Below are 15342 nucleotides of genomic sequence, written 5' to 3' on the forward strand. Positions count from 1 at the left end.
TTTTATCAAAATCAAAATTCTTCAGTATATCTTTGGATAAGTTCATCGTCACTTTGGTTTAAACCCTTTTCTAAATAAGCATTAAGAAAGGAAAATTCAGGAATTTTTTGAACCATCGAATCAATAAAAACAATGATTGGCTGGGTAAAACTTTGATAAAAACGAGATTGATAAATACCATTATTGAGAAATTCGAGAAAAGAAACATTAAGCACAAAAAGAGTGATGATGGAGATCCAGAGAAAACCTTTCAAGATACCAATAACAAAACCTAGAATGGCATCGAACCATACAATATCAAGACCTTCGAAAACTTTTCGAAAAAACATACCCACCCAGGAAAACAAAAGAACGACTGGAATGAAGATCACAAAAAAACTAATCAAGTTCATCCAGACTGAATTCCAATGAAAGAGATTGGTCAAAAACTGACCTAGGTTCTGGTGAAACCGTAAGGCACTCAAAAGCCCAATCACTACTCCTGTCAAAGCCAGAATCTCTTTACTAAAACCCCGGATTGAACTTCGAATAACATTAAGAATGAGAATAAAAATACAGATTATGCTATACCAGTCGATTAGAATCCTCCTGCGAGTTCCTCCCGAAGGAATAATTCCGGTTCTTTTTTAATGGCTGCTTTAATGATGTTTACCCATTCATCGACTTCGTTATCGGTTAAAGTTTTATGTGTAGATCGGAAAACAATGGAATAAGAAAAGGTTTTCTTCCCCGGAGGAAGGTGTTTTCCTTGGTAAGAGTCAAAAAGTTCGACTCTCTCCATAGGTAAATCATGTGAAGAAGCTACTTTCAGGACCAAGGACTCGATATTTTTCCAAGTCTGGTCTTGATTGACAACAATGGAAATATCTCGCCGGATTGAAGGATATCGGTTGATTTCCTGGAGTTGAAAATCATTCAGTTTGATACCATCAAAAAGTTTTTGCCAGGCAACCTCTAAACAGTAATGCTCTCCCCAGAAACCAAAAGCATCACTGATGGTTTTACAAATCAGTCCTCCTCGAAAAATTTCAATACCATTTTTGAGTATACCGCGAAAAGAAAGACTCGAATCAAAATAAGGATTTTCATCTAAAGGTTGCCAATTTACCATCTGAAGCGGGTATCCGATAAGCTCAATGAGGCTTTCGGCAAAACCTTTTAAGGAAAAAATGTCTATCTGGGAAAATTGTTGCCAATAAGCAGGATAAGAATGACCACTCAAAACGACAACCAACCGCCACTCTTCGCAATAGGGATTATCCAAGTCGTTGGTTCGAGAAAATACTTCCCCATACTCAAAAAACCCAAAATTTTCTCGTCCTCGAGCGATGTTGGTTTTTATGATATCCAAAGCACTGATGATCAAATCCGGACGAAGAATGACATGATCCTGTGAAAGTGGATTCAAAACCCGGATCACATCAGCCTCGGGAATACCTAAAAGATCACAATTGGCCTGACTGGTCAAAGAAAGCGAAACGCATTCTTTTAAGCCTATTGAGCGCAAGTGATTTCGGAGAACACCTTCCCATAACAGTTCCCGACGAGGATTGCCGGGATCAAAGGGGAAACTGGGAATTTGAGATCGAATATGATCGTAACCGAAGATACGGCCAACTTCCTCGGCACAGTCGATCGGTTGTTGAACGTCCGGTCGCCAGGAAGGGACTTTGACTTTGATTATGGAGTTGTTGGGTTGAGAAAGAAGGACAAACCCTAATTTAGTTAAAACCGTTTGCATTTTTTCCAGCGGAATTTTACAGTTCATGATTTCTTCAACCCAGGAAGATGAAAATTCAATTTCTGGTTCTGACGAAACGACTTCTCCGCTTACTACCCAGTCTTTTAAAATCTTTATAGAAGGATCAATTTCTTTAAGGAGGTATAGGGCACGCTCACTGGCATAGAATACCGATCCTGGATCAACTCCCCTTTCAAAGCGCGCGGAGGCTTCGGTTCGTAATCCTAATTCCCGAGCTGTTTTACGAATTTGACTCCCGTTAAATATCGCCGCTTCCAAGAAAACTTCCTGAGTGTCAGGAGAAACTTCTGATTCATATCCTCCCATAATACCAGCGATAGCAACCGGCCGATTGGCATCAGCAATCACTAACATATTATTGGTGAGCTTTCTTTCTATTCCATCGAGGGTTATCAATGATTCATTATTTTTGGCTCTTCTCACAACAATTTTTTGATCGAATATCCCAGAGGCGTTAAAAGCATGAAGTGGCTGACCAGTTTCCATCATGACTAAATTAGTCACATCAACTACCTGGTTGATAGGACGTTGTCCCAAAAGATAAAGTTCGCTAACGATCCACCAAGGGGAAGGCTGAATTTTAAAATTTTTAGCTAACCGGCCGCTATAAAAAGGACAGAGGTCTTGATCGTCTATGTTGACTTGAAAGTTACTGATCGAATCATCAACATCCAAGTGTTGAGATGGTATTTGGCATTCTAAATCGAGACCTGCTGCTATTTCCCGCGCCAAGCCGATAATTGACATACAATCTCCGCGATTGGCAGTGATTTCGACATCAAAAACCCAATCTTCTCCTATGATTTGAGGTGAAATGAGTTCTCCCTCTTCAGCTTCGATGGTAGCTGGGATTTCAATAAAAAATTCTTCTTTTTCTGGTATACGCTGGTTACGAAGAGGCTGGGTGCTTATCAAATCACCAATTGGATTGACTATAACCTTTTTTCCGATATCCGGTATTCCCCACTTTTCACATTTAACATCATACTGCCGATCTTTGATTTGGACAGTACAAACATCGTAAAGAATTCCGGATTTCCGTTTGACGATGGTCGCTGCGGTTAAATTGGGAGAAAAAGTGTCAGTAGCGCTCGTTATGCTCTCGATCACAAAACCCTGAGATGTTAGAATCTCGGCTATTTTTTCAGCCGGACAGTCGAGATTTGGTACGAAACGTTTGAGAATTGAATAGGCAACTTTCATTGTATTTGGATACTCCTATTGAATAGCATGAAATTGTTCGATAAGTGACATATCGTTTTCAAATAGCCAACGGATATCGGGAATACCGAATTTTAATAAAGCAGCACGATCGATTCCCATTCCAAAGGCAAAACCTCTGACCTGATTGGGATTGTATCCGGCAGCTTCAAAAACTTTGGGATGAACCAATCCTGCTCCCATGATTTCTAACCATCCTGATTGGCCACAAGAACGACATCCCTTCCCTTGACACAAACCACAAGAAATGTCGACTTCAGCACTTGGTTCGGTAAAAGGGAAAAAACTGGGACGGAAGCGAAGTTGCCGGTCATTCCCAAAAAAGCGTTGGGCGAACACTTCGATGGTTCCTTTCAAATCGCCCATGGAAATTGTTTCTGCAACCACCAAGCCCTCAACTTGGTGAAACATGGGGCTATGAGAGGCGTCCATGGCATCCCGTCGAAAACATTTTCCGGGTACAACTACTTTAAAAGGGGGTTGAATTTTTTGCATAATTCGAATTTGAGCCGGTGAGGTATGAGTTCTCAATAAATATTCTTTATCGAGAAAAAAAGAATCCTGAGCATCCCGGGCGGGATGATCGGGTGGAAAATTCAGAGCTTCAAAGTTGTAGTACTCACTTTCAATTTCCGGTCCTGACTCAATTCGAAAACCTAAACTTTGGAAAATAGTTAGGATTTGATGCAGAGTTAATTGAATAGGATGGAATGACCCTACCCAAGGTTTTTTTCCCGGTAGGGAGATATCAACCTTAATAGACGTTTTTAATGTCTGGGTAAGTTCTTTTAATTTCTCCTGAAGTTGATTATCTATCAATCCTTTTAAATGATTGATTTTTTTCCCCCAATCCTTTTTTTCATCGGAAGAAAGCTGAGTTATTTCTTTAAATAATTCATTGAGCTGTCCCTTCCGGCCTATATATTTCCCCTTTATACGATTTAAATCATCAAGGGTTTTTGTCTGTTCAATTTCATTCTGAAATTTTTCAAGAACATTGTTTAAATTAATCAACACCTCTTCCTCCCATCGACAATATCAACCAGAGGTCCACTCGCGAAAAAACCATTAAAATAAAATGCGATACCATTTGGAGAGTGGTATCGCATTTTATTTTAACTTTCACCTTAATAAAAGAATTAGGTTGCTGACTTGGCAACCTCAACGAGATGCGCAAATGCCACTGGATCCGTTATGGCAATATTGGATAAATTTTTCCGGTCAATCTCAATACCGGCTTTTTTTAGAGCAAATATAAACTGGTTGTATTTTAACCCATGTTCCCGAACTGCAGCATTAATACGAACGATCCATAAGCGTCGGAAGTCTCTCTTTTTGTTTTTCCGATCACGATAAGCATAGAATTGAGACTTTAAAACTTGTTCATTTGCTCGCCGATAGGAACGGGAACGAGAACCCCGATAACCACTGGCTAATTTCATTATTTTCTTTCTTCTTTGTCGTGATGCCACACTATTTTTAACTCTTGGCAACGAAAATCACCTATCTTTCCAACCAAATTTCACTTATTCAACCCTGGCTTTTTTATAAAATTCATGCACTATAGTCTATTTGAAAAGTACTGATGCCCATAATCAAGCATAGGGTAAAAGTTTCTTAATCCGCTTTTCTATACTTTTATCAACAATCACCGTTTTACGTAGCCGTCTTTTACGATCTTGTTCTTTTTGATGTAAATGATGGCTCTTTCCTCCCTGAGCCACCTTTATTTTTCCTTTCGCGGTAATCTTTACCCGTTTGGCCAGACCGCGATGGGTTTTCATTTTTGGCATAATTGATCCTCCTCATTTCTTGGGAGCAATGGTCATGGTAAGATTCCGACCCTCGTTTTTTATTTCCTGCTCGATTTTGCTGATTTCATTCAAATCATCAACTATTTTTTGGAGTAATAATACCCCTTTATCGACATAGGCAGACTCTCGTCCTCGAAACCGAATAGTAAATTTGACCCGATCGCCATCTTCCAGAAACCGGATAGCACTTTTTAATTTTACCTGATAGTCGTGTTCATCGATTTTTGGCCTCATCTTGAGCTCTTTTAGCTCAGATACTTTCTGTTTCTTTCGAGAGGATTTTGCCTTCTTCTCTTTTTCATATTTAAATTTACCAAAATCGATAATTTTACAAACTGGTGGGTTCGCTTCTGGGGCAACTTCAACCAAATCATAACCAGCTTCTTCTGCCAACTCAAGGGCTTTTTTGATAGGTACAACCCCCAGTTGTTCTCCTTCGAAGGAAATCAATCTGACTTCCCGAGCTCGTATTTGATTATTAACGCGATATTTTACCTCGATATGTATCGCCTCCTAATTATTTTTCCAAGGGCTTATATCTCTACTCTATTTCTGGTTAATAAATAGAACACCTTATTATGCAATGAGAATTGAAAAAAATCAATGGATTGATTGGATTGGTTTAAGATATTAGCGAGACAAAAATATCATATAATACCGTCAGTCGTCAATATCATCGGGGTACTAATTGCTAAGCTTCCTGGGTAGTGACAAGCAACAAAATGACCATTTCCTTGATCAACTAAAAGAGGTTCTTCTTCAGAACATTTTTTTTGAGCTACTGGACAACGCGGATGGAATCGGCATCCGGAAGGAGGGTCAATCGGGCTGGGTACATCTCCTGGTAAAATTATCCTCTCAATGTGATAATCGGGATCAGGAACGGGAACGGCGGAAATCAAAGCGACAGTATAGGGATGAAATGGTGTTCTAAAGAGTCCATAACGAGGAGCTATTTCAACCGCTTTTCCTAAATACATGACCATAATTCGATCACAGACATGTTTAATTACCGAAAGATCGTGAGAAATAAAAATGTAGGTTAAATGAAACTCTTCTTTTAGATCTATCATTAAATTCAATATTTGAGAACGGATGGAGACATCAAGAGCAGAGACCGCTTCATCAGCAATAATCAACTTAGGGTTCATAGCCAGAGCTCGGGCAATACCAATCCGCTGTCTTTGCCCTCCCGAAAATTCATGAGGGAATCGGTTTACACCATCGCTTTGAAGGCCAACTTTTTTGAGAAGATTCATAACCATGACCGATCGCTCCTGGGATTTTCCAATCTTATGGATGTTCATACCTTCTTCGATTATGGATCCTACAGTCATTCTTGGATTTAAGGAACTAAAAGGATCCTGAAATATCATCTGGAGGTTTTTTCGATATAGAATGAATTGGGATTGGGGAAGATTATGAATTTCTTTCCCATCAAAAATTATCTGCCCGGAAGATGGTTCGTATAAACGCAGTATAGTTAAACCCAAGGTGCTCTTTCCACAACCGGATTCTCCAACAATACCGAGAGTTTCACCAGCATATACTTCAAAACTAATATCATCAACTGCTTTTACCCACCCAATTGTTGAACGGAAGACGCCAGCTTTAACTGGGAAATATTTTTTTAAATTTTTTATTTTTAAAAGAGATACATTATTCATAGATTTTGCACTCTTCAATTGAGTGTTGGTTTATTTTTTTCCAGTGATGACAATAAACAAAATGGTTTAAATCTACATTGCTTTTATTTGGTTGATTTACACATTGCTCATCTTCAAAGGAACAGCGGTTTCGGAACCGACATCCTTCGGGAAATTGTGAAGGATCGGGGACCATGCCTGGTATTGAATCAAGTTTTTCCTGCTCGATATCCAACCGAGGTATAGAATGGAGCAAACCAATGGTATAAGGATGGCAAGGATTTTTAAAAATATCATGACGGTTTCCCTCTTCGACTATTTTTCCAGCATACATTACAACAATTCGTTTCGCCATAGTAGCGACAATTCCTAAATCATGGGTGATGAGAATAACTGCCATATTAAGCTGTCTTTGAAGGCTGATCATTAATTCAATAATTTGTGCCTGGATGGTTACATCCAAAGATGTGGTTGGTTCATCGGCAATTAAAAGCTGAGGATGGCAAGAGAGTGCCATGGCAATCATACCTCTTTGTTTCATTCCTCCTGATAATTCATGAGGATATTCGTTTAATCGTTTTTCTGGATCGGGAATTCCTACCAGTTTAAACATTTCAACCGCCCGTTTTCGGGCTTCATGATGGCTGACTTTTTGATGAAGAGAGATTGCCTCAATAATTTGGTCACCGATGGTATAAACCGGATTGAGTGCAGATGAAGGTTCTTGAAAAATCATTGAAATGTCTTTTCCACGGATACTTTGCATCTGTTTTTCAGATAATGATAATAAATCAGAATTATTGAAATTTATTTTTCCGCCAACGATTTTTCCATTCGAATCAATCAATCGCAGGAGGGCTAAAGAGGTAACACTTTTTCCACATCCTGATTCACCAACCAAGGCAATGGTTTCACCTTGGTAAACTTGGAAACTGACATCATCCACAGCTTTGAGTTCTTGACCATAATCGTTATAAAAATATACCTTAAGATTTTCTATATTAAGGATAGGGTTATTGGTATTCATGATTGACTCCTCATATCCTGAGCCGAGGATCAAATACATCTCGAAGGGCATCCCCGACTAAGTTCCAAGATAGAACAAAAAGAACCATCGCTGCACCAGGAAAGACAGTAGAGTACCAATAACGTAGAGCTTCACCTTGTCCTCCTAACATCCAGTTTCGAGAATAATTGAGAAGTGCTCCCCAATCGGAATACCCTTGTGGAGCTCCAACTCCCAGGAAACTGAGGGCAGCAGCTGTAATAACTAATGAACCCATCCGCATTGAGGCTTGTATCAATACTGGAAAAATTGTATTGGGAAGGACATGGCGGATGATGATCAAATAATTTTTTACTCCAAGGGCTTTAGCTGCCATGACATATTGTTCTTCTTTCACTTGAAGAATATTACCTCGGATTAAACGGGCTGGGTACATCCAGCCGAAAATCGTCATGGCAATCATAACTTTATTCAACCCGCTTCCTAAGATAGCAGCTAATACCAGAGCTGCAACTAAAAAAGGAATAGCCATAAAAATATCGGTGATTCGCATGAGGATTTCATCGAAAAGTTTACCATAATACCCGGCTATTGATCCGACAAACAGACCAATGAGCGTTGAAACTACAGTGACTATTATTCCAACACGAAAAGCGGTTCGAGTACCCCAGATTACTCCATAAAAAATATCTCTTTTCCCTGCTACCCCAAAAAGGTGTTCCGGTGAAGGAGGTTGAGGGCTTGAAGTCCAAGTGACAATGGGCATCATATAGGGATCTCTCCCCTCTTTGGGAGGAGCTATAAAAGGAGCAAAGATGGCTATTACGATAAATATACCTAAGAGGACAAAGCCAATAATTGCTGAAGCGTTTAAAAATAGTTTCTTTATAATCCGATGGGTTTCCGACTTCATTTTTCTAGTCCAACCTAACCCTGGGATCAATATAAGCATAAGAGATATCAACCAGAAGATTCCCAATAATCAATATAAGTCCAAAAAAGAGGACACCACCCATAATCGAGGCATAATCTAATTGTTGAGCTGCTAAAGCTAAAAAGCTTCCTAAACCGGTTCGATTAAATATTGCTTCAACAATTACCGTTCCTGCCATCAATCCGACAATAGTTTGGCCACTCACGGTAGCAACTGGTATCATGGCGTTTCTTTTAGCATGTTTATTGATGACGACCCTTTCATCTAAACCTTTGGCCCGCGCAGTTCGGACATAATCCCGTTGGAGAACGTCAAGCATGGAGGATCGGGTAATACGAAGAATGTAAGCCAATTGAACATAGGTTAAGGTGAGAACCGGACCAACGAGATGCCGTAAGGCATTTACAAAAACATCCAATCTTCCATTAAGAAGCGCATCAATAGTTGTCATACCGGTAAAAGACCTAAAGCTGGTGGATTTAACAATGCTTTCAGCCCAGAGACTTAAATTCCCTGGAGGGAAAAGCCCCAGTGTGCTATAGAAAATCATGAGAATGAATAAGCCAAAAACAAAATCAGGGAAGGACCATCCTACCACGGCAAAAATCCGCAGCGAATGATCCAAGGTACGATTGTGGTGGAGTGCAGACAGGACTCCCATCCAGGTTCCGATCAAGATAATTGGGATGGCGGAAAATAACGTCAGTTCCAAGGTATAGGGAAAACGCTGGAGTAAAGCCTGTAAAACCGGTGCTTTTCCAACATAGGACCATCCTAAGTTCCCTTGAAGCAGATTTTTAAACCATCTTCCGTACTGAATAGGTATCGGATCATCGAGGCCGTACATAGAAATGAGCTGATCAACATTTTCACTTTTTAAGCGGTCAGGGCTGCTGATGAAGGTAGCTAACCGCTGATAGGGACTGAGCATACCAATCATGGAGAAAACGATAAGAGAAATACCAAAAAGAGTAATAGGTATAAATAAAACTCTCCGTATAATATAAAATATCAAAACCATCAATCCTTCCACTCCGGAGGGGAAAACAATTCCCTCCGGAGAACAATCATTATTCTTCAATCATTTATTCGGCTTTATAAATCCCATTATAATTAGCTTCGCCTGATTGTATTGGATTGAATTCCCATCCTTGGACCCAGGTTCTCATTGGGAAGAGCGCTATCTCTTGATAGAAGGTAAGACCTAATACATTTTCGTAAGCGATTTTTTGAATTTCTTCATACATAGCTTGCCGCTTCGTTGCATCGGTTTCAGAGATGGCCGCTTCAATGATCGGATTTAAATTTTCTTGAGCAAATTTAATATAGGCTTCTCCCTGGGGCCCACCATAGACTCCATTGCTATGGAAATAAGTGAAAATGAAGTTATGGGGATCGGGATAATCAGCAATCCAGCCAATGACAAAGGCGGGTAATTTGCCGCTTTTATAAGCATCCAAGTAATTTGGCCACTGAACTCCCTGCACATCAATTTTAAACTTTGGGTTGAGGGATTCAATGTTTTCCTTAAACATTTCACAGGCGGTTTGTCGAGCATCATTCCCGGTATTGTAAAGCAAGGTCAGCTTAAAACCATTTTCCCAGACCTTGCCATCCCAAGCTTTCTTGAATTCTTCTTCGGCTTTAGCCAGGTCGAATTCAAACTTGGGAAGATCGGCATTGTATCCCAGCATGCCAGAAGGAATAACTGATGGGGGTCGCTCCCCATATCCTAATAAAACTTCCTGGATCATGGTGTCATAATCGAAAGCGTAACTAAAAGCACGGCGACAATGGATATCACTAAAGAAATCAGCTGGGATACCATTGCCATCAAGAACTCCACTTCCTAAGAAATCACTGGTTTTATCAACTGTCCAGTTAAAATGGAAAGCAGTCACGGTGATTCTCTTGCCACTTTCAATTTTAAGATCTTTTAAGTCTTTAACCTGATCGAGATACTGAGCTGGCATATAAATCTGGTCGGCATCTCCAGCTTCCAACATAGCCCGGCGTGTGCCCCACTCGTCAATTCCCCAGTCAATAATCTGGGCAATTTTGGCCTTTTCTCCCCAATATCCATCAAAACGGTCCAAGGTAACCTTCTGTTGGGTACGGTCCCACTCGGTAAATTTGAAAGGTCCAGTACCATTGGCTTTGTCATATATTGGCGAAGACTCTTTTTTTACATTATAGTGTTTCCACCATCCATCAGCATTCCCATCCCAGCAGCCCCATTCAACGCAGGTCTCTTTGTCAAGGATGTTGCTCCAGTAAGCATGTTTCGGCAGAATGTAAAGAAATGGTGCAAAGGGACGTACCAGGTGGAATACCACTGAATTATCCTGAACTTCAATAACCGGATCGATAACTTGTTGATAAAATTCAATCAATTTGGCAGCATCGTCGGGATTAATTAAATTACCGTTTTCATCAACCATCTCAGTGAGAGGAGTTCCAATTTTATCGGCAACCAGCTCATCAAGGGTTTGGGAATCAAATAAGGCTTCAATAATCATCCATTGTGGTCCGTTGGCTGGATCAAAAAGGATATTTCGCTCGAAGGTATATTCAACATCTTCGGGAGTAAAATCGTTCCCATTGTGAAATTTGACACCCTCTCGAATCGGGAATCGGTAAGTTGTTCCGTTATCCTGGATCAGACCATTTTCAACTGTAGGGATTTCGGTTGCCAGTATGGGAATAAATTTTTGAAGGTTCACTCCATCATAAGAAATGAGATTTTCATAAATATAAGTTAACACCTCACCACTGGCATTATCATAGGCATATCCAGGGTCGAGCGTATCTGGTTCACCAATATGGAGATACACATAAGTATCGGGATTTTTTATTTCGGCAAAGGCAACCGAAATTCCTAATACAAAAACCAATAACCATGTCAAAACCAAAATCTTTTTCAATTTTTATGCCTCCTTATTATAAAATTTTTACTAGCCTTGGATTATTCGTTATTCCGGGAATTCTTCCCCTTTTGGCAACCCTTTGGCCAGCTACTTCTTTAATATCCATGGTCATATCAATTGGAGAATGCCCACTGATATAGCTCCCGACACCGAAAATATCAGCATGATCATGGAACAGACGTATTTTTTCAGGAGTTATACCACCAGAAACCACTATTTTTACTCTAGGATATCCAGCTTGATTTAATCTTTCACGAACTTCCTTTACCAGGGATAGGGTAACCCCTCCCCTCTCCTCGGGGGTATCGAGACGGATCCCCTCCAGTTTTTGATCCAGGATTAGAGCTAAACGAAGTGATTCTTCGGCTTCGTCCTTGAAGGTGTCGACTAAAATGATCCGAGGAAATTCGCTGGGTATACTTTCATCAAAGGCTTTGGCTGATAATACCGTATCCCCACAAATGAGGATCGCTGCATGGGGAATGGTCCCCCCGGGAGTTTTTCCGGCAAGTTTTGCTCCTAGAATGCAGGCAGCACTATCAGCTCCTCCAATCAGAGCTGACCTTTCCATAACCGGTGCTACCGAGGGATGAACGTGTCGAGCTCCAAAACAGAGAACCGTCTTTTTTCCAGCTGCTTCTTTGCATTCCCGAGCAGCGGTTGCCCACCCAGCACTATGGGCAAGTATTCCGAGTAAAGGGGTTTCGAAAACGCCAAATTCTGAATAGGGACCTTTTATTCTCAAAACCACCTCCCTTGAATCGAAGGAATCACCTTCCTGTAAGCTCCATAATTCTATCTGACTATGGGACAGAAGTGAGAGAACTTCCGGCAAACCACAAAAAATCCCCGGATGCCGCGCAAAAATTTCTGCGACTACCGGGGTTTGATCGAGCTGAAGATGGCGAAGAATTTGTTGAGCGCTGACAAAATAAATGTCAGTCGTATATCCCTGCATTATCTCATCATGGGTTGCAGATAGAAATAGCCGTTTTGAATCAGGATGATAATGAATCACTTCCTGTAGATCATTAACCCATTGTTTTTGTGACACCTTGTCTTCCACCTCTTCTCAGGTCAGAAGAAAGGCAAAAATTAATGATACTACCATGAAAGCCACGGCAAAAAAAATGGTTAACTTTCCCAAAACCGGCAGGTTTTTAAACTTACTACTCCGATCGGCACGGGTCATTCCTCCAAAAATACCCCCTCCCATGCCGGCTTTACGAGGTTGAAAAATAACCACCAAAATTAAACCAACCGAAATAAAAATTTGAATAATCATCCAAGCTTGCATATCGACTCTCCTCTATTGGGAAGCCCTTAAGCTTTCTAATATAATTTTATTGAACTTGGTTGGATCTAAGCTAGCTCCGCCCACCAATGACCCATCAATATCCGGGTCTTTCATGAAATCAAAGACGTTCTCTGGTGTTACACTTCCACCGTATAAAATCCGAATCTGTTCAGCAGTTTTTTCACCAAATTTTTTGGTTAATTGTTGTCGAACGTAATAAATAACTTGATGAGCATCCTGGGGTGTGGCAGCTTTTCCAGTTCCAATAGCCCAGACTGGTTCATAAGCAACCACCAACGACAAAGCTTCTTCTTTGGTAAGGTTGGTTATTCCATGTGATAGATGGTCAAAAACAATTGCTTCGGTCTGACCTGCTTCTCTTTCCTCTAAGGTTTCCCCAACACAAAGGATGGGGTTAAGCCCAAAGTGAATTGCTGCTTTGACTTTTTTACCGATATCTTCAGAAGTTTCTCCAAAGATATGACGCCGTTCCGAATGGCCACAAATGACATACTGACAGTGTACCGCCAGAAGCATAGGGACAGAAACCTCTCCAGTGAAAGCCCCTTTGGTTTCCCAGTGACAGTTTTGAGCTGCTAATTTTACACCGGTGTGAGCTAATTTTTGGGAAAGAGGATAGAGAGAAACAAAAGGTGGACAGAGAATAACCTCAATATCTGAAGTATTTGGGGATAAACCAAGAAGAGCCTCGGTAAATTCCGAGGCTTCTTCTGCAGTTTTATTCATTTTCCAGTTACCGGCTGCAATCGGGAGTCGTGACATATTGGCACTCCTTATTTCATAACCCAATTAGTTAAATCAACGATTCGGCAAGAATAGCCCCATTCGTTATCATACCAAGCACAAACTTTTACCAGATTACCACCGATAACCAAGGTGGATAATGCATCAATTGTTGCCGAGTTTGAGCAATGGAGAAAATCTATTGAAACCAGTGGGAGATCGGTATATCCCAAGTAATCTTTGAGGTCTCCACTTTCCGAGGCTTTTTTAAAAGCAGCATTGACTTCTTCAGCCGTGGTTGGTTTTTCAACAGTTGCTACGAGATCGACAATTGAAACATCCGGAGTGGGAACTCGGACGGCGAAGCCATTTAATTTTCCTTTTAAATCAGGAATTACTTCACCCAAAGCTTTTGCTGCACCGGTTGTCGTTGGTATCATTGACATTCCAGCGGCACGAGCTCTCCGAAGGTCCTTGTGAGGAAAGTCGAGTATGACCTGATCATTGGTATAAGCATGAATGGTAGTCATAAGACCACTGAGGATTTTAAAGTTATCGTTGATGATTTTGGCGACTGGAGCTAAACAGTTGGTGGTGCATGATGCATTAGAAATGATATTATGCTTATCTTTTTGATAATCTTTATGATTGACTCCCATAGCAATGGTAATATCAGGTTCTTTGGCTGGTGCAGAAATGATTACTTTTTTTGCTCCTGCATTGATATGGTTGGAAGCGCCAGCTCGATCGGTGAACTTTCCAGTCGATTCTATGACCAGCTCAACACCTAAGTCTTTCCAAGGAAGCTGAGAGGGATCTCTTTGGGCAAATACTTTGATGGGCTTTCCATCAACTACGATGGTATCGTCAGTAGCTGATACTTCGTTAGGTATCTGACCATGAACTGAATCATATTTTAAAAGATGTGCTAAAACTTTGGTGTTGGTCAGGTCGTTCACTGCAACAACATCAAACCCGCCCACTTCAAGCATCCTTCTGAATACTAAACGTCCAATCCTACCAAATCCATTAATTCCAACCTTCACTTCGAATACCTCCCTTATATGAAAATAGATAATCATTATCACTAATTAGGTTTCTATTATACAACATCGAAAATTCTCGTCAAATACTATCCATTGGAACTCAACATTAATTGCCAGATACCAAAAACTGCTTCCTTTCCCGTATTGCCGATTTACCCAGGAAGAAAATTATCGATGGATATCAGCAGAAAAAACGAAGAAAGGCGTGCTTGAAGCACGCCTTTGGAGATCAAATTATTGCTATTTCAGTGTCCGATTTGAATAGATGCATCTTTGAAGTGTCAACAGCAACCTTGAGGTCATCGCCAACACCAGTTCGAGTTTGCATATCAAGAACTGCCACCAAAGTATGGGGTCCAGTGGTGAGATAAATGATTTGTTCTGAACCTAAAGGTTCAACAACATCAACGGTAGTAGCAATAGTCGCTCCAGTTGTTGCCGACTCTTTGCTCACTTCACTATCAAAAAGATCTTGGGGTCGAATTCCTAGGGTTAATTCCTGGTTAACGTGAGGAAGCAGATTTTCTTTAAATTCAGCAGGAATGGTGAGTTTGAAAGATTGACCGTCGAGATAGAGATCGTCCCCTTCTTTTTTCAATACAACATCGATGAAGTTCATTGAGGGAGTTCCAATAAAACCGGCAACGAACTTATTGACTGGCTTGTTGTATAATTCAAGGGGACTTCCTACTTGCTGGACTAACCCATCACGCATGACAACAATCCGATCACCCATGGTCATGGCTTCAGTTTGGTCGTGAGTTACATAGATCATGGTGGTTTTTAACCGATCATGTAACTTTGAGAGTTCGGCTCTCATTTGAACTCTCAATTTAGCGTCCAGGTTGGAGAGAGGTTCGTCAAACAAAAATACTTTAGGATGACGAACAATAGCTCGACCAACAGCAACACGCTGTCTTTGACCACCGGAGAGTTGTTTTGGTT

16 protein-coding genes are annotated in these 15342 nt (G+C 40.7%); all 16 read right to left on the bottom strand.

Features of this window, described 5'->3' with window-relative positions; all coding sequences use genetic code 11:
* Positions 1 to 11: 11 nt before the first annotated feature.
* On the bottom strand, positions 12 to 614 hold the full coding sequence (locus PLK24_RS02870) for a CvpA family protein (protein ID WP_324476273.1): 603 nt from the start codon (positions 612 to 614) through the stop codon (positions 12 to 14).
* Positions 578 to 2965 carry a phenylalanine--tRNA ligase subunit beta gene (gene pheT / locus PLK24_RS02875; protein WP_324476259.1) on the bottom strand — a complete coding sequence of 796 codons (2388 nt, stop codon included), beginning with the start codon at positions 2963 to 2965 and terminating at the stop codon, positions 578 to 580. The genes PLK24_RS02870 and pheT overlap by 37 nt, the downstream gene beginning before the upstream one ends.
* A gap of 15 nt (positions 2966 to 2980) precedes the next feature.
* The gene (gene pheS, locus PLK24_RS02880; protein WP_349770644.1) at positions 2981 to 4000 is read right to left on the bottom strand and encodes a phenylalanine--tRNA ligase subunit alpha; all 1020 of its coding nucleotides are present in this window, start codon (positions 3998 to 4000) and stop codon (positions 2981 to 2983) included.
* A gap of 122 nt (positions 4001 to 4122) precedes the next feature.
* Positions 4123 to 4476 (bottom strand): 50S ribosomal protein L20, encoded by a 354-nt coding sequence (gene rplT / locus PLK24_RS02885; protein ID WP_324476261.1) that lies wholly within the window; start codon positions 4474 to 4476, stop codon positions 4123 to 4125.
* 102 nt (positions 4477 to 4578) lie between these two features.
* Entirely contained in the window at positions 4579 to 4776 is a 198-nt protein-coding gene (rpmI, locus tag PLK24_RS02890) for a 50S ribosomal protein L35 (protein WP_324476262.1), read from the bottom strand.
* A gap of 12 nt (positions 4777 to 4788) precedes the next feature.
* Positions 4789 to 5304 carry a translation initiation factor IF-3 gene (infC, locus tag PLK24_RS02895; RefSeq protein ID WP_324476274.1) on the bottom strand — a complete coding sequence of 172 codons (516 nt, stop codon included), beginning with the start codon at positions 5302 to 5304 and terminating at the stop codon, positions 4789 to 4791.
* A 140-nt stretch (positions 5305 to 5444) separates the two neighbouring features.
* On the bottom strand, positions 5445 to 6464 hold the full coding sequence (locus tag PLK24_RS02900; RefSeq protein ID WP_349770645.1) for an ABC transporter ATP-binding protein: 1020 nt from the start codon (positions 6462 to 6464) through the stop codon (positions 5445 to 5447).
* Complete coding sequence (locus PLK24_RS02905) at positions 6457 to 7470, bottom strand: ABC transporter ATP-binding protein (protein WP_324476264.1); 1014 nt, start codon at positions 7468 to 7470, stop codon at positions 6457 to 6459. The genes PLK24_RS02900 and PLK24_RS02905 overlap by 8 nt, the downstream gene beginning before the upstream one ends.
* A gap of 10 nt (positions 7471 to 7480) precedes the next feature.
* Positions 7481 to 8362 (bottom strand): ABC transporter permease, encoded by an 882-nt coding sequence (locus PLK24_RS02910; RefSeq protein ID WP_324476265.1) that lies wholly within the window; start codon positions 8360 to 8362, stop codon positions 7481 to 7483.
* Positions 8363 to 8366: 4 nt separating this feature from the next.
* The gene (locus tag PLK24_RS02915; protein ID WP_349770646.1) at positions 8367 to 9398 is read right to left on the bottom strand and encodes an ABC transporter permease; all 1032 of its coding nucleotides are present in this window, start codon (positions 9396 to 9398) and stop codon (positions 8367 to 8369) included.
* 70 nt (positions 9399 to 9468) lie between these two features.
* Entirely contained in the window at positions 9469 to 11307 is a 1839-nt protein-coding gene (locus PLK24_RS02920; protein ID WP_324476267.1) for an ABC transporter substrate-binding protein, read from the bottom strand.
* Positions 11308 to 11323: 16 nt separating this feature from the next.
* Positions 11324 to 12364, bottom strand: a complete 1041-nt coding sequence (locus tag PLK24_RS02925; protein WP_324476268.1) for a nicotinate phosphoribosyltransferase — start codon at positions 12362 to 12364, stop codon at positions 11324 to 11326.
* Between the two features lie 18 nt (positions 12365 to 12382).
* Positions 12383 to 12607: a preprotein translocase subunit SecG gene (gene secG, locus PLK24_RS02930; RefSeq protein ID WP_324476269.1), complete on the bottom strand. Its 225-nt coding sequence runs from the start codon at positions 12605 to 12607 to the stop codon at positions 12383 to 12385.
* A 12-nt stretch (positions 12608 to 12619) separates the two neighbouring features.
* Positions 12620 to 13390, bottom strand: a complete 771-nt coding sequence (gene tpiA, locus PLK24_RS02935) for a triose-phosphate isomerase (RefSeq protein WP_324476270.1) — start codon at positions 13388 to 13390, stop codon at positions 12620 to 12622.
* A gap of 11 nt (positions 13391 to 13401) precedes the next feature.
* On the bottom strand, positions 13402 to 14433 hold the full coding sequence (gene gap, locus PLK24_RS02940; protein ID WP_349770647.1) for a type I glyceraldehyde-3-phosphate dehydrogenase: 1032 nt from the start codon (positions 14431 to 14433) through the stop codon (positions 13402 to 13404).
* Positions 14434 to 14626: 193 nt separating this feature from the next.
* A partial coding sequence (locus PLK24_RS02945; protein ID WP_324476272.1) for an ABC transporter ATP-binding protein occupies positions 14627 to 15342 on the bottom strand: 716 nt, incomplete at its 5' end.

The sequence above is a fragment of the Atribacter sp. genome (assembly GCF_035418125.1).
Lineage (GTDB): Bacteria > Atribacterota > Atribacteria > Atribacterales > Atribacteraceae > Atribacter > Atribacter allofermentans.

Excerpts from the sequence above, each read along its gene's own strand:
- tpiA (WP_324476270.1), bottom strand. The coding sequence starts at position 13,390 with ATGTCACGACTCCCGATTGCAGCCGGTAACTGGAAAATGAATAAAACT.
- PLK24_RS02905 (WP_324476264.1), bottom strand. The coding sequence starts at position 7,470 with ATGAATACCAATAACCCTATCCTTAATATAGAAAATCTTAAGGTATAT.
- pheT (WP_324476259.1), bottom strand. The coding sequence starts at position 2,965 with ATGAAAGTTGCCTATTCAATTCTCAAACGTTTCGTACCAAATCTCGAC.
- rpmI (WP_324476262.1), bottom strand. The coding sequence starts at position 4,776 with ATGCCAAAAATGAAAACCCATCGCGGTCTGGCCAAACGGGTAAAGATT.
- PLK24_RS02900 (WP_349770645.1), bottom strand. The coding sequence starts at position 6,464 with ATGAATAATGTATCTCTTTTAAAAATAAAAAATTTAAAAAAATATTTC.
- PLK24_RS02910 (WP_324476265.1), bottom strand. The coding sequence starts at position 8,362 with ATGAAGTCGGAAACCCATCGGATTATAAAGAAACTATTTTTAAACGCT.
- gap (WP_349770647.1), bottom strand. The coding sequence starts at position 14,433 with ATGATTATCTATTTTCATATAAGGGAGGTATTCGAAGTGAAGGTTGGA.
- secG (WP_324476269.1), bottom strand. The coding sequence starts at position 12,607 with ATGCAAGCTTGGATGATTATTCAAATTTTTATTTCGGTTGGTTTAATT.